11 protein-coding genes and 1 pseudogene are annotated in these 14,546 nt (G+C 70.2%); 10 read left to right on the top strand and 2 right to left on the bottom strand.

Annotated features, from left to right (window positions below):
* The first annotated feature begins 75 nt into the window (after positions 1–75).
* The 4 genes and pseudogenes from H8F25_RS06335 (at position 76) to H8F25_RS17625 (ending at position 3,438) form a co-directional block, all read left to right on the top strand.
* Positions 76–846, top strand: coding sequence for a hypothetical protein (locus tag H8F25_RS06335; protein ID WP_197212584.1), 771 nt, complete (start codon positions 76–78; stop codon positions 844–846).
* A 6-nt stretch (positions 847–852) separates the two neighbouring features.
* On the top strand, positions 853–1,227 hold the full coding sequence (locus H8F25_RS06330; RefSeq protein ID WP_197212583.1) for an Npun_F0494 family protein: 375 nt from the start codon (positions 853–855) through the stop codon (positions 1,225–1,227).
* A 249-nt stretch (positions 1,228–1,476) separates the two neighbouring features.
* Positions 1,477–3,127: pseudogene (locus tag H8F25_RS18130) on the top strand (cobyric acid synthase).
* On the top strand, positions 3,127–3,438 hold the full coding sequence (locus H8F25_RS17625; RefSeq protein WP_231597197.1) for a 2Fe-2S iron-sulfur cluster-binding protein: 312 nt from the start codon (positions 3,127–3,129) through the stop codon (positions 3,436–3,438). Before H8F25_RS18130 ends, H8F25_RS17625 begins: the two are co-directional and overlap by 1 nt.
* A 120-nt stretch (positions 3,439–3,558) precedes the next feature.
* Here the strand turns inward: H8F25_RS17625 and mnmA are convergent, their stop codons facing one another.
* Positions 3,559–4,737: a tRNA 2-thiouridine(34) synthase MnmA gene (gene mnmA, locus H8F25_RS06320; RefSeq protein WP_197212576.1), complete on the bottom strand. Its 1,179-nt coding sequence runs from the start codon at positions 4,735–4,737 to the stop codon at positions 3,559–3,561.
* Between the two features lie 164 nt (positions 4,738–4,901).
* Between mnmA and H8F25_RS06315 the strand changes: the two genes are divergently transcribed.
* Positions 4,902–6,668: an NAD(P)H-hydrate epimerase gene (locus H8F25_RS06315; RefSeq protein WP_231597196.1), complete on the top strand. Its 1,767-nt coding sequence runs from the start codon at positions 4,902–4,904 to the stop codon at positions 6,666–6,668.
* Positions 6,669–6,895: 227 nt separating this feature from the next.
* The gene (locus tag H8F25_RS06310) at positions 6,896–7,813 is read left to right on the top strand and encodes a sigma-70 family RNA polymerase sigma factor (RefSeq protein WP_197212574.1); all 918 of its coding nucleotides are present in this window, start codon (positions 6,896–6,898) and stop codon (positions 7,811–7,813) included.
* Positions 7,814–8,249: 436 nt separating this feature from the next.
* On the opposite strand, the gene pdhA is transcribed toward H8F25_RS06310, so the two are convergent.
* Complete coding sequence (gene pdhA / locus H8F25_RS06305; protein ID WP_197212572.1) at positions 8,250–9,368, bottom strand: pyruvate dehydrogenase (acetyl-transferring) E1 component subunit alpha; 1,119 nt, start codon at positions 9,366–9,368, stop codon at positions 8,250–8,252.
* Between the two features lie 108 nt (positions 9,369–9,476).
* On the opposite strand from pdhA, the gene H8F25_RS06300 reads away from it, so the two are divergent.
* From H8F25_RS06300 to rpsP, 4 genes are all read left to right on the top strand, one after another.
* Entirely contained in the window at positions 9,477–11,717 is a 2,241-nt protein-coding gene (locus H8F25_RS06300; RefSeq protein ID WP_197212571.1) for an IMS domain-containing protein, read from the top strand.
* A 194-nt stretch (positions 11,718–11,911) separates the two neighbouring features.
* The gene (gene ffh / locus H8F25_RS06295) at positions 11,912–13,393 is read left to right on the top strand and encodes a signal recognition particle protein (protein WP_197212569.1); all 1,482 of its coding nucleotides are present in this window, start codon (positions 11,912–11,914) and stop codon (positions 13,391–13,393) included.
* Positions 13,394–13,420: 27 nt separating this feature from the next.
* Positions 13,421–14,032: a hypothetical protein gene (locus tag H8F25_RS06290; RefSeq protein WP_197212567.1), complete on the top strand. Its 612-nt coding sequence runs from the start codon at positions 13,421–13,423 to the stop codon at positions 14,030–14,032.
* A gap of 68 nt (positions 14,033–14,100) precedes the next feature.
* Positions 14,101–14,505, top strand: coding sequence for a 30S ribosomal protein S16 (rpsP, locus tag H8F25_RS06285; protein ID WP_197212566.1), 405 nt, complete (start codon positions 14,101–14,103; stop codon positions 14,503–14,505).
* Positions 14,506–14,546: the final 41 nt, after the last annotated feature.

The following is a 14,546-nucleotide window of genomic DNA, read 5'->3' as shown; positions in this document are numbered from 1 at the left end:
CGGCCTGGCTACGGTCCGGGCAGTGGGGACTGTTCGCCCTGCGCCGGGCGCATCCCTATTCCTTTCTCCCTGACGATGCACGCCACAACCCGTCTGCTGCTTGCCGCGACCGCCATCGCGGTGTCGAGCCTCCCAGCCCGTGCGAGCAGTATCGATCTGGTGTCCCCCAATCTCCTCTGCGACCGCGCCAAGGAGATCTGCTACGACGCGCAGGGCCCATCGCTCAATCAGACGCGCCGCACCTATGGCGAAAGGGCTGAACGCAACCTGCTGCGACAGCTGTCCGGCCGCCCACCGGTTACGACCTTCACCCTGAGCAACGGCACCCTCTGCGATCTGCGCGCACGGACCTGCTGGGAGGACGGCAACAGGCGAAGCAACGTCAACAACCGCTACACCCAGCACCTGTTCAGCGGAGCCGGTCCGGTCGGGTCGCGCACCTGCCAGCTCATCCAGCGCGGCCGCCGGATCTTCCAGGGCTCATGCTCCCTGTCTCGTCGCACCATGGCCGGCGGCACTGCCTATGTGGTGGAGACTCAGGATGGTCGTCGCTACACCTTCTACAACGAGGGCACTGGCCGTCTGGTGCTGCGCGACGCCACCGGGGTCTGGCCGGTGAACACGGGCAATGTCGGCAATCAGGCCTCCTTCCGCTGGGCGGATGTGCAGTTGCTCGCCAGCCGTCCCGCCGGAACCTGGGGGGCCGGTCAGGGCGGCTATGGCAGTGACTCGCCCTATGGCCCCCCCTATGGACAGGGCTACAACCAGGGCGTTCCCGAGCCCCGCGGTGGTCTCAGCACCCCAGCTCAGGCGCTCGATACGCTGCTGAACAGTCTGTTCCGCTGATCCGGGTTGTCCGTCTCCGATCTCAGCGATGCATGCGCCCTGGAGCGGGCGCGCCTCAATCTGCGCTGCCTGCCCTTTCGTCGCGCCTTCTATGGTGCGCTCGGTGATGTTGCGCTGAGCAGCACGGAGCTCGCCGGTCGCGTCGATGCCGATGGCCTGCTGTTCCGACAGGCTTCGGCTGATCAGCTCGAGGATGCCTTCATCTGGTTGATCCGCCTCGGGGTGCTGCGCCGCGAGGTGGATGGCCAGGGCCTCACCGAGCGGGTGCGGCTCACCCCGCTGGGCCGTCAGGTGCTGGAGCGCTGGCCCGGGGAAATTCCCCGTGCCGGTGTGCAGGCGAGAGTGCGCTGCTGGCTGCAGCGGCACTGGCCGAGGCTCTGATCCAGCGAGTGAGTCAGATCAGATCCAGCGGCTCGAGGTGCTCCCGGACCCAGGCCGAAAACGTTTCACGTCTCCATCTGCCGCTGGCCACCTTGAGAACCACTGCCTCAGCCCTGTTGTCCCGCCGCTCTGCTCGATCAAGCGACGATGCAGGAGCAACACGTCCGAGAGGCTCAACCAACGCATCAGGTGTGGCGGCAAGGGTTGTTCCCTCTCCTTAGCGTGACAAGTCTCGTCCCCACCCCCTTGATGGTGCTCGGCACCAGCAGTGGTGCCGGCAAATCGCTGATGAACGCCGCCCTCTGCCGTGCCCTGCGCCGCCGGGGTGAGACGCCGCTGCCGTTCAAGGGGCAGAACATGAGCAACAACGCCTGGGTGGATGCGGGAGGCGGTGAGATGGCCTATTCGCAGGCGTTGCAGGCCTGGGCTGCAGGACTCGAGCCGCAGTGCGCCATGAATCCGGTGCTGCTGAAGCCCCAGGGGGACAGCACCAGCGAGGTGATCCACCTGGGCCGCTCGGTGGGGCGCTGCCGCGCCGAGCACTACTACCGCGACTGGTTCCGGCCCGGCTGGGCCGCCATCCGCACGGGCCTGAGCCAGCTGCAGCAGGCCTATCCCGGCGGCCGGCTGGTGCTGGAGGGAGCCGGCAGCCCGGTGGAGGTGAACCTGCAGCCACGCGACCTCACCAACCTGCGCCTGGCCCAGTACCTGCGGGCCAGGTGTCTGCTGGTGGCCGACATCGAGCGGGGCGGCGTCTTCGCCCAGATCGTCGGCACCCTGGCGCTGCTGCGGCCGGTGGAACGGCCGCTGATCCGCGGTCTGCTGATCAACCGCTTCCGCGGCCGCCGTGAGCTGTTCGACGAGGGGCGGCTGTTGCTGGAGCGCCACACCGGCGTTCCGGTGCTGGGGGTGATGCCCTGGCTGGAGGAGCTGTTCCCGCCGGAGGATTCGCTTGATCTGCTGGAGCGGCGCGGCCGCAGGCAGGGGGCGGAGCTGACGATCGCCGTGCTGCGCCTGCCGTCGCTGAGCAACTTCTCCGATCTCGATCCGCTGGAGGCCGAGCCCAGCGTCCAGCTGCGCTGGGTGAGGCCTGGAGAGGATCTGGGCCGTCCCGATGCGGTGATCCTGCCCGGCAGCAAGCAGACCCTGCGCGACCTCGCGGCCCTGCGCGCCGCCGGCCTGGATGAGAAGCTCCATGCCTATCTGGCGAGCGGCGGCCACCTGTTCGGAGTGTGCGGCGGCCTGCAGATGCTGGGCACCTGGCTGGAGGATCCCGAGGGCCGCGAAGGGGCAGAGGCCTCTGCAGGTCGGGATGGTGCCGCCCCGGTCGCTGCAGGCGATGCCTGCCCCGGCGAGGTCGGGTCAGCCGCCGCTGTCGCGGACGATGACGGCGGTCTGCTGCAGGATCCCAACGGCAGGGAACACGCGCTCTCCACTGCAACGCCGGAGCCACCGCTGAGCGCGCCGGGCCTGGGTCTGCTGCCGCTGCGCACCCGCTACGGGGCCCGCAAGGTGCTGCGTCAGCGGACCACGCTGGCCCTCTGGCCGCCGGGGGATCCCCTGGAGCCTCGAGGGCTTCGAGCTGCATCAGGGCCTCAGCGCCCTTGCTCCGGCGCTGGAGGCAGCGGCTTTGGGGCTGGCGCCCCTGTGCGGCGATCCGGGGCTGGGCTGCTGGCGGCCGCTGGGGGAGCGCGGTGGTCTGGTGGCCGGCACCTACCTGCACGGCATCTTCGAGAATGGGCCGTGGCGGCGTCGCTGGCTCAACCTGCTGCGCCGGCGCCGGGGCCTCGAACCGTTGAGCGAGCACCAGCCCCACCACGGGCGGCAGCGCGACCAGCTGCTCGATCGCCTTGCCGATGCCTTCGAGGCGCACGTCGATCTCACCCCCCTGCTGCGCTGATGCCGGAGCCGATTGCCGCGAGGGAGTCCTCTGCCGCCCAGCCTGACCCCTCCACCACAGCTGATGCTTCCGGCCGGAACGTCCTGGTCCGCTGGCCCGATGGCCGCGAGTCCCGTGAGAGCGTCGGCTGCGACTGGCTGGCGGCCGCCCAGGCGGGCGGGCAGTCGATTCCCACCGGCTGCCTGGGGGGCAGCTGCGGCGCCTGTGAGATCGAGGTGAATGGCCAGGTGGTGCGGGCCTGCGTCGCCACCGTGCCCGCCAGCCGCGCGGGAGTTCTGCGGGTGGAGCTGGCCAGCGATCCCTACTGGTGACCACCCCATCCCGGGGGCTGCCCGACGGGTCCGGATGCAGACCCAGGGCGAGGAACGTCAGCATCGTCACCGCCTCCGCGAGCTGAATGCCGGCGCCGCTGCTCTCTGGCTGGCTCCTGCTCAGGCTTCCGGCTGGATCAGCCCGCCCCCCAGCAGCACCTCACCGGCGTAGAACACCGCGGCCTGTCCCGGGGTGATCGAGAACTGCTCCTCGGCGAAGTCGAGGCGGCAGCGATGGGGCCGCTCGGCCTGGATGTCGCTCTCGGTGGCGCTCAGAGGAGTGAGCCGTGCCGGAACGGCGCCGCTGCGATAGCGCACCTGCACCTCCACCTCGAGCGGCTGCGTCGGCGGGGCGATCGCACTCCAGTTCACCGCTCCCACCGTGCAGGAGGCCCGTGCCGCGGCGGAACGGGGGGCTACCACCACCCGATTGAAGGCGCCATCCAGCCGCACCACGTGCAGCGGCTCGCTCCAGGCCACCCCGAGCCCCTTGCGCTGGCCGATGGTGAAGTGCTCGATGCCGTCGTGACGGCCCACCACGGTGCCGTCGACCAGCACGATCTCGCCCTGCCTCGGCGGCAGGTGTGCGTCGAGGAAGGCGCGCATCGAACCGTGGTGATCCGCCAGGCAGAGGTCCTGGCTCTCGGGCTTGGCGGCGGTGCGCAGGCCCCGGCGGGCGGCCTCGGCCCGGGTGTCCTGCTTGGTCAGTTCACCCAGGGGGAACACCAGCCGATCCAGCTGCCCGACCGGCAGGTCATAGAGGAAATAGCTCTGATCCTTGTGCGCATCGAGGCCGCGCAGCAGCTGGGCCCTGCCGCGGCCGTCGCCCGGTACCGGCAGGGCATCGGAGGCGTCGCCGGGCCGCACGCGGGCGTAGTGGCCGGTGGCGATGCGCGCGATGCCCCGCTCGCGCTCGGCCCACTCCAGCATCGGGCCGAACTTGACGTTGCGGTTGCAGCGGGAGCAGGGCAGGGGCGTGATCCCCTGGCCGTAGCCCTCCACCAGGAAATCAACGATCTGCGCGCGGAAGTGCTCGCGGAAATCGACCACGTGATGGGGCACGCCCAGCTGCTCGCAGAGGGCGGCCGCATCCACCAGGCCTTCGGCGCAGCAGGCGCCCTTGCCGCTCATCAGCCACAGCGTGAGCCCCTCCACCTGCCAGCCTGCCGCCTCGAGCAATGCCGCCGTGAGGGAGCTGTCGACGCCGCCGGAGAGGCCCACGGCCACCCGCTTCTCGCCCGGCCAGTCGGAGAGGCGCTGCAGCACAGCCTGCACCGGCTCGGCCGGTCCGGCGGCCATGGATCGTTCCGCGGTCAGGCCGTCAGCGGTCAGGCCGTCAGCGGTCAGGCCATCAGCGGCCGGGGTGGCGGTGTCGGGGCCAGGGGGCGTGCAGACGCCGGCATGCATCGCTGGTCGCTCCAGGCGGATCTTTCCATCATGGAGGCCAGTCCGGCCGGTTCGTCGTGCCCATCCGCTGCAGCTGGCTCCCACCGGATGCGGACCACCTGCTGGTGAGCGGTGCCCAGATGGCCCAGCTGGAGCAGCAGCTGTTCGAGAGCGGCCTGCCGGTGCCGGCGCTGATGGAGAAGGCGGCCCTGGCCCTGGCGGAGCGTCTGCGCCAGCGCCTGAGACCGGCGGCGCAGCGTCCGGATCCCGCTCAGGAGCTGCTCTGGCCGGCGGAGGCGGGGGTCCTGGTGCTGGTGGGGCCGGGCCATAACGGCGGCGATGGCCTGGTGGTGGCCCGCGAACTGCACCTGGCCGGGTTGCCGGTGCGGATCTGGAGCCCGTTCGAGCGCCACAAGTCGCTGACGGCCGATCACCTGCGCCATGCCCTGTGGCTCGGGATTCCTCGGTTGGCGGAGCCTCCCGATCCGGCCGATCCTGCTTTGTGGCTGGACGCCCTGTTCGGCATCGGCCAGAGGCGGCCCCCCGGCGAGCCGCTCGAGACCCTGCTGGAGGAGCGGCAACGCCAGCGGCCTGGGGCGCTGGTGGCGGTGGATGGCCCCACCGGTCTGTGCGCCGACAGCGGCCGTCTGCTGGGATGGGGTGCCGCCACCGCGGCCCTCACCTGGAGCATCGGCCTGCTCAAGCGTGGCTTCCTGCAGGACCGTGCCCTGGCGCGGGTGGGGCGGCTGGAGCGGATCGATCTGGGACTGCCGGCGGCCCTGCTCGCGGAGCTGCCGCCGACGACCCCTCTGTGCCTGTGCCCGGGCGATGCCGCTGCGGCGCCCTGGCCGGCCCTCGATCCGGCGGCGGCCAAGTACGGCCGGGGCCGGCTGCTGCTGGTGGCCGGCAGTCGCCGCTATCGCGGCGCCGCCGCCCTGAGCCTGGCGGGGGCGAGCGCCTCGGGCTGCGGCAGCCTGCGGGCGGCCCTGCCGGAGGAACTGGCGGGTGATCTGTGGCTGAGCCAGCCCCATGTGGTGGTGGAAGCTGCCCTCCCGAGCGGTGCCGGCGGCGGTCTGGATCTGGCGGCCCTGGAGCACCTGGATCTGGTGCGTCTCGATGCGGTGTTGCTCGGCCCCGGTCTGGGCCCCGCCGACGACCCCGGACAGCCGGGCGCCCGGGCCAGGGGCGACCACAGCGGCGAGGAGGCGGTGTGGCTGCGGCTGCAGCGGTTCGCGGGACTGCTGCTGCTCGACGCCGATGGACTCAACCGGCTGGCGTGGCGCTGCCGCGGCGAGCCGCTCGGCGCCGGCGCCTGGTTGTCCGCCCGTCGCGGACCCACCTGGATCACCCCCCACCGCGGCGAGTTCGACCGGCTCTTCCCGCAGTGGAGCGAACTGGAGCCGCTGGAGGCTGCCGCCAACGCCGCAGGGGCCAGTGGTGCGGTGGTGCTCCTCAAGGGGGCGCGCAGCGTGGTGGCGGCTCCCGATGGCCGGCTGTGGCAGGTGTCGCAGGCGGCTCCGGAGAGTGCCCGTGCCGGCCTGGGCGACACCCTGGCGGGGTATGCCGCCGGTCGCGGCGCCATGGCCCTCGCCGCCCTGGGCGGACCGGGTGCGAGTGATGCGCGCAGGACCCAGCCCTCAGAGGCTGAGCCCGCCGGGATCGCGGCGGTGGGGGGCGACTCTGAGATCTGCCGTCCCGCTCATCCTCTGGATGCCTCCCTGCTGGCGGCGGTGGCCCTGGAGCATGCGCAGGCCGGCCGCGACTGCCTGCGGCACCATGGCCCCGGTGGTGTCACGCCCGAGGCGGTGGCGGCTGCGCTGGCGGGACGAAGGGTCGGGGCCTGAACCCTGGTGGCCGCCATAGCAAACTTCGGCAACAGTTCGCCGCCTTCAGCTCATCTCCGGCCTGACGCGAGAACGTCATCCCTGTCACAATTCGTTCACACAAGCGGCCTGCAGGCCAGAGCGAGGCGGCGCATGTGTGCTTTTGCAAGCAGAAGCTGAAAGGTTGCTGAAGACACGGCGGTTTCCGGGCGGATGGGCGGATAGTTGCCTCCACTTCTTTTTCCTGCATGACTGTCTCCACCGTCAGGTCGGGCGGCGCCTCGACCCGCAGGACCAGCGATTCGATGACCTGGTATCTGGCCTCGATCGGCCGGGAACCGCTGCTGACACCTGCTGAAGAGATCGAGCTGGGTAACCAGGTGCAGGCGATGATGCGCCTGGTGGAGTCAGATCGCAGCGATTTCTCTGCTCTGGAACGCAAGATCATCAAGATCGGCCGCCGCTCCAAGGAGCGGATGATGAAGGCCAATCTGCGTCTTGTTGTCAGTGTTGCCAAGAAATATCAGGGCAAGGGACTGGAGCTGCTCGATCTGATTCAGGAAGGATCGCTCGGCCTCGAGCGGGCGGTGGAGAAGTTCGATCCCACCCGCGGCTACAAGTTCTCCACCTATGCCTTCTGGTGGATCCGCCAGAGCATGACCCGCGCGATCGCCTGCCAGTCGCGCACGATCCGCCTGCCGGTGCATCTCAGCGAGCGCCTCGCCACGGTGCGCAAGGTCAGCCTTGAGCTGGCCCACAAGCTCGGGGCGATGCCCAGCCGTCAGGAGATCGCCGAGGCGATCGGCATGCCGGTTCAGGAGCTTGATGCGCTGCTGCGTCAGGCCCTTACCACCTCCAGCCTCGACGCCCCGATCAACGCTGATGAGGGCCGCAGTTTCCTGGGCGATCTGATCGCTGACAACAGCAGCGAAGAGCCGCTCGATCAGGTGGAGCGCGGCATGCACCAGGAGCAGCTGGGCCGCTGGCTCGACCATCTCACCGATCAGGAGCGGGAGGTGCTGGGTCTGCGTTTCGGCCTGGATGGGCGTGAGCGCCACACCCTGGCCGAGATCGGCCGCCAGCTGGATGTGTCGCGCGAGCGGGTGCGTCAGGTGGAACTCAAGGCCCTGCGCAAGCTGCGCAACCTCACCCGTCGCACGCCCTGAGGGTCGGCTCTCCTGAGCCGCGGGATCCTCCGTCGTTTCAGGCGATCCTCCTTGGAGGCACTGGCGCTGTCGCTGGTCCGGCATCAGCGCCTGGTCGCACGGAGTGGGCCCGATGGGGCCCTGGGTGGAGACGTGATCGTGCCGGCTTTCCCATCGCTGGGGTGTCGCCCTCCCTTGCCGCGGGGCTTCAGCAGGCTGGACAGGCCCGGCTGCGGGGCTGATCAGGAGAGCCTGCCTTGCGCCCCGGATGTCTGCGGCGTTCGGAGGGGTCAGCCGCGGCGGCGCGTCCCGCTGCTCTGTTCCCGGACGACAGCTCCCCGCTGCATCTCAGCCGGCACTCCTTCACCGTGACGAGATCGCCCGGGTCATCGCCTCGCTCAGATTGCCTGCGGGCCCGCAGCGGTGGGTCCAGCAGCCCCGCCATCGAGGCCCGCACTCAGTCTTCAGCCCAGATGTAGCGGGTGAGCTCGGAGGCGTCGGGCTCGGGGGCCGCCAGGGCGAAGTCGACGCAGTCGGCGATGACGGCATCGATCTCGCGGTCGATCTCCTTGAGCTCGGCCTCGCTGGCCAGGCCGTCGGCGGTGAGCCGTGCGGCCAGCTGCTTGATCGGATCGCGCTTGGCCCAGAACTCCTTCTCCTCGGCGGCCCGCAGTTCATCGGGGTCGGCAAGGGAGTGGCCGCGGAAGCGGTAGGTGAGGCACTCGAGCAGCGTCGGACCCTCCCCGGCGCGGGCGCGCTCGATCGCGCGCTGGGCCGCGGCACGCACCGCCAGCACATCCATGCCGTCCACCTCCTCACCGGCCATGCCGAAGGCGGCCGCCTTGCGCCAGATCTCCGGGTCGCTGGTGGCGCGGTTGTGGTCCATCCCGATCGCCCAGCGGTTGTTCTCCACCACGAACAGGATCGGCAGCTTCCAGAGGGCCGCCATGTTCAGGCATTCATAGAACTGGCCGATGTTGCAGGTGCCATCGCCGAAGAAGGCAGCGGTCACCGCGTCGCTCGAGCTGTCTCCGAGGGCGTCGCGCTTGTAGCGGCTGGTGAAGGCCGCGCCGAGGGCCACAGGGATCCCCTCACCGATGAAGGCGTAGCCACCCAGCAGGTGATGCTCGCGGGAGAAGAGGTGCATCGAGCCGCCGCGACCCTTGCTGCAGCCGGTCTCCTTGCCGAACAGCTCGCTCATCACCTCACGCGCCGGCACGCCGCAGCTGAGGGCATGCACGTGATCGCGATAGGTGCTGCAGAACCAGTCGTGCTGGGCGCGCATCGCCTTGATCACGCCGGTGCTGACAGCCTCCTGACCGTTGTACAGGTGCACGAAGCCGAACATCTTGCCCCGGTAGTACATCTCGGCGCATTTGTCCTCGAACCGGCGCCCCAGCACCATGTCGCGGTAGAGCATCAGCCCTTCCTCGCGGCTCACCGATGGGGTGACGGCGGGGTAGAGGCTCTGATGGCGCAGGGCATGACTGCCGGCCTCGCTGGGAATCGCGCTGCTGCCGGCGCTGGATCCGGGAAGCACGGCGGAGGCGGGCGTGGCAGTCAGGTCCTGGGTCATGTCAGGGGACTACGGCGTTCGTGCTGCCGACTGTACGGGGTCCGTCCCCTGCAGGCGGTCAAAATCGCTGCCTCTGCCTACAGTCGGCCGCCAGTGCGCCGCGGCGGGTTGGACCTCCCGATCGACCATTTCCGACTGCTCGGCGTCAGCCCGGCCAGCGATGCCCAGACGGTGCTGCGCACCCTGGATCAGCGTCTGGATCGGGTGCCCGACCAGGGTTTCACCACCGAGACCCTGCAGGCTCGGGCCCGGCTGCTGCACGAGAGCGCCGATCTGCTCAGCGATGGCGAGCGACGACGGACCTATGAAGCCGAGCTCACCGCCCTGGCCGGCGGTCCGAATGCCGTGCCGGCGCTCGATGTTCCCGGTTCCCTGGAGGTGGCCGGGCTGCTGCTGCTGCTGGAGGCCGGCCAGGCCCAGGAGGCCTTCGAGCTGGCCTGTCGCGCCCTGCAGCCCCCCCAGGCCCCGGCCCTGGGCAGCAGCCGCGAGGCCGACCTGAGCCTTCTCGCCGGCCTGGCCTGCCGCGCCGCCGCTGAGGAGAGCCGCAGCCGCCGTCACTTCGAGGCCGCCGCCCGCCAGTTGCAGCAGGGATTGCAGCTGCTGCAGCGGATGGGCCAGCTGCCGGACCTGCGTCAGCGTCTGGTGCGCGATCTCGATGCGCTCTCTCCTTTCCTGGTGCTCGATCTGCTCAGCCGCGAGCTGACCGCCGTGGAGAAGCGCGGTGAGGGCCTGGAGCTGCTCGAACAGCTCGTGCAGCGCCGCGGCGGCCTGGAGGGGGATCTGGATCCCAGCTTCAGCAGCGCGGAGTTCCAGATGTTCTTCAAGCAGATCCGCAGCTTCCTGACGGTGCAGGAACAGGTGGATCTGTTCAGCCGCTGGGCGGAGGCCGGTTCGGAGGCGGCGGATTTCCTCAGCAGCATCGCCCTCACCGCCTCCGGCTTCGCCCAGCGCAAGCCCGAGCGGATCGCCGCCGCCCGCGAACGCCTGCAGGCCAGTGGCCGCAGCGGCATCGAACCGTTGCTCGCCAACCTGCACCTGCTCCTCGGGGAGGTGGACATCGCCCTGGCGACCTTCGACGCCGGGGCCGGCCCGGAGCTGCGCGACTGGGTCGAGCACCAGAGCCGCGAGCCGCTGGCGCAGCTGTGCGCCTACTGCCGGGACTGGCTCGCCAATGACGTGCTGCCCGGCTATCGGGATCTGGAGAGCGATCCCGATCTCGACGCCTACTTCGCCGACCGCGACGTGATCGCCTGGGTGGAGCGTGAGGACCGTCGCAGCGGCCGCCACTACGCCCCGCCCGCCCCAGAACCGCTTCAGCCCCTGGCCTTCGGCTCCTCCGCAGGCGCCGCGAGCGGGGCGTTCACCTCCCTGGGCTCCGGCGGCTTCGACTGGTCCTCGCCGTTCTCCACGTCTCTGACCACCGCCGCGTCCCTGTCGGGCGGTGGCAGTGGCGCCACTGCCACCGGCAATCTGCCTCCCCTCGCTCCGTTCCCCGAGCTCGGCCCCTATGGCGAGGAGGAGGACGACCTCGAGGACGAGGCCGAGGTGCCGATCCGCTGGCGTCTGCCTGGCCTGGCGTGGCTGAACGAACGCGTGCGCGGCACGGAGGAGCCAGGCCTCGAGCCCGGCGGCGATGGCCTGGCTCAACGTCTTCGGGCCCTGCGGCCTCCCTCCTGGCGACCGACCACCTGGCCCCTGTCGCTGCGGGTGGCGGGCGTGGTGGCCCTTGGCGTGGCAGCGGGCCTGGCCGCCGTGGCGCTTCGCCCCCGCGCGCCCCAGCCGCCGGCCCGCGGTGCCGTGCCCCTGCCGGTGCAGCCGGCCCCCGGAGCCGTGACACCCCGTCCCGGAGTGGTCTCCACTCCCGCCTCGAAGCCGACCAGCGGCGCCGGCGCGGCCCTTTCCGGTGCTCCGACGGCGGCGCCACCCGCCACGGCGGCTGCCGCTTCCCTGGCCCCGCTCACCACGGCCGATCCGACCGATGCCGAGCTCAGGCGACTGCTGGAGAGCTGGCTGAAGGCGAAGGCGGATGTGCTCGCCGGCGAGCCGTTGCCGTCCGGGCTCGACCAGATCGCCCGCAGCGGCCCGATCGAGCGCCTGAACGAGGAGCGCCGCGACGATGTCGCCGCTGGAGAGAACCAGAAGATCGTTGTGGATGTCGAGGACATCAGCGTCGTCGAGCGCAGCGATGGTCGCCTGGCGGTGCGTGCCCGCCTCCGCTACCGCGACGAACGGCGTGACAGCAGCGGCCGGGTGGTGGAGACGACGCCTCCGATGACCCTGCGCAATGTGTATGTGTTCGGGCGCGATGGAGAGCGCTGGCGCCTGGCCGCCACCCGCAGCGGCGGTTGACCCGCCTGCCGCTGCGCCGGTCTCGCTCAGGCTTCAGCGGATGGGGACGCAGACTGGCCGGCTGAGGGTTCACCACCGCCCGGTGGCCCCCATCCACGCCGCGGCTCGTCCGCGGATCCAGCACGATCAGGCTGGCACCTCCGCGCTGCCGCCGGTCTCCGTCCGTTCCGTTCCGCACCCCCAGTCAGCCAGCGATGTTCGACGAGCTTTCCCAGCGGTTTGAAGATGCCGTCAAGAGTCTGCGGGGACAGGCGTCGATCTCGGAGACGAATGTCGAGGGGGCGCTGAAGGAGGTGCGTCGCGCCCTGCTGGAGGCGGACGTCAGCCTGCCGGTGGTGAAGGAGTTCGTCGAGGAGGTGCGCCGCAAGGCCGTGGGCACGGAGGTGGTGCGCGGCATCAGCCCCGACCAGAAGTTCATCCAGGTGGTGCATGAGCAGCTGGTGGACACCATGGGCGGTGAGAACGCGCCCCTGGCCGCCGGCGGCAAGGCGGGCGAGCCCTCGGTGGTGCTGATGGCGGGCCTGCAGGGGGCGGGCAAGACCACCGCCACCGCCAAGCTCGGCCTGCATCTCAAGGAGAAGGGCCGCAAGGCCCTGCTGGTGGCGGCCGACGTCTACCGGCCGGCGGCGATCGATCAGCTGCAGACGCTGGGTCGTCAGATCGGTGTGGAGGTGTTCAGCCTCGGCGCCGAGGCGAAACCGGAGGACATCGCTGCCGCCGGTGTGGAAAAGGCGAAGGCCGAGGGCTTCGACACGGTGCTGGTCGACACGGCGGGTCGCCTGCAGATCGACCGGTCGATGATGGAGGAGATGGTGCGCATCCGCGAGGCGGTGCAGCCCGATGAGGTGCTGCTGGTCGTCGACGCGATGATCGGCCAGGAGGCAGCTGAGCTCACGCGCGCCTTCCATGAGCAGGTGGGGCTCACCGGGGCGGTGCTCACCAAGCTCGACGGCGATTCGCGGGGTGGTGCCGCCCTGTCGATCCGCAAGGTGAGCGGTGCGCCGATCAAGTTCATCGGCACCGGCGAGAAGGTGGAGGCGCTGCAGCCGTTCCATCCGGAGCGGATGGCGAGCCGCATCCTCGGGATGGGCGATGTGCTGACGCTGGTGGAGAAGGCCCAGAAGGAGGTGGAGCTGGCGGATGTGGAGCAGATGCAGCGCAAGCTGCAGGAAGCCAGCTTCGACTTCTCCGATTTCGTCAAACAGATGCGCCTGATCAAGCGCATGGGCTCCCTGGGCGGCCTGATGAAGATGATCCCGGGGATGAACAAGATCGACGACGGCATGCTCAAGCAGGGCGAGGAGCAGCTGAAGAAGATCGAGGCGATGATCGGCTCGATGACGGAAGCCGAGCGCCGCGACCCTGACCTGCTGGCCGCCAATCCCTCCCGCCGGCGCCGCATTGCCAGCGGCAGTGGTCACACCCCGGCGGAGGTGGACAAGGTGCTGCAGAACTTTCAGCAGATGCGCGGCTTCATGCGCCAGATGAGCCGCGGCGGCGGCCTGCCCGGAATGGGGATGCCTGGCATGGGGGGGATGCCGGGGATGGGCGGCTTCCCGGGCATGGGCGGCGGTATGCCGGGAATGCCCGGGATGGGGGCGCCTGCGGGGCGTGGCGGCGGTGCGCCGCGCCCGCCGAAGCCCAGGAAGAACCGCAAGGGCTTCGGCGATCTGTGAATGCTCCAGCGCCGTCGTCCCCATCCCATGCCTGACCGCCGGTTTTGGCTGTTCTGTGCTGCGGGGGCGTCGCTGACGGTCTGGTGGATCTTGCCGTGGTGGCTGCCATCACTTCTGGCGAGCCTCCGCCGCGGTGAGCCGGCCTCGCAGGTGATCGCCGTGGCGGCCGGCGATTTCCGCAGGACCCAGAGTGGCGTGGCCCTGTGGCATCTCCGTCCGCGGGCCCTGCTTGCCCTCATGGCGCCTGAGGGAGCCGATCAGGCAATGCATACGCATGGGCTGCGCGGGGTGGCACTTTTGCCAGATGAGCGTCGACGGCTGCACTGGATCCGCACCTGTGGCGATTCGGTCACGGAGATGGCGGACTTGACCCGCTGGTTGAAGGGATTACCCGGGCCTGGCAGTGTCACGGTGGTCACCAGTCCCGAGCATCTGGGCCGCCTCCAGGCGATTGCAACGGTGATGGCCGGTGACAGCGGCTGGCGCGTGGAGGGCTTCGCCTCTGCCAGTGCGGAGTACAAGCCAGAGTCCGAGCTGCGCCTGCTCCGTGATCACCTGCGTGCTCAGCTCTGGCGCGCCACGGGCTGGACGGGGCGAGACAGCCTGATCTGCCCGGCACGGGCCCGCGATCTATTTTGACGTCCTTGTGGGTCCAGGCCACCCCACCCGCTACACTCCTCGTTTGCCCATCTCTTGGTAAGGCCTCAATGATCAAGCTCCGCCTGAAGCGGTTCGGCAAGAAGCGGGAAGCGAGCTTCCGCCTCGTGGCCACCAACAGCACCTCCCGCCGTGATGGCCGTCCGCTCGAGGAGCTCGGGTTCTACAACCCCCGCACCAAGGAGACCCGCCTCAACACCGAGGCCATTCGGGCTCGCCTCAGCCAGGGTGCCCAGCCCACCGACACCGTGCGCTCCCTGCTCGAGAAGGGCGGCCTGATCGAGAAGACCATCCGTCCGGCTGAAACCGTCGGCAAGGCCAAACAGGCCGCCGCCCGCGAAGCCGCCGCCAAGGAGGCAGCCGCCAAGGCCGCTGAGGAGAAGGCCGCTGCTGCAGCTGCCGCCGCCGAAGCTGCCGCGGCCCCCCAAGCTGACGCTGACAGCAGCGCGTCCTGAGATCTGCAGCAGCTGCTTGCGTGCCTCCTGCGGCTGCCTGC

It is taken from the genome of Synechococcus sp. CBW1004 (genome assembly GCF_015840715.1).
In the GTDB taxonomy this organism is placed as follows: Bacteria; Cyanobacteriota; Cyanobacteriia; order PCC-6307; family Cyanobiaceae; genus Cyanobium.
The sequence above is the reverse complement of the archived record's forward strand: the minus strand, read 5'-3'. Positions and strand labels throughout refer to the sequence as shown.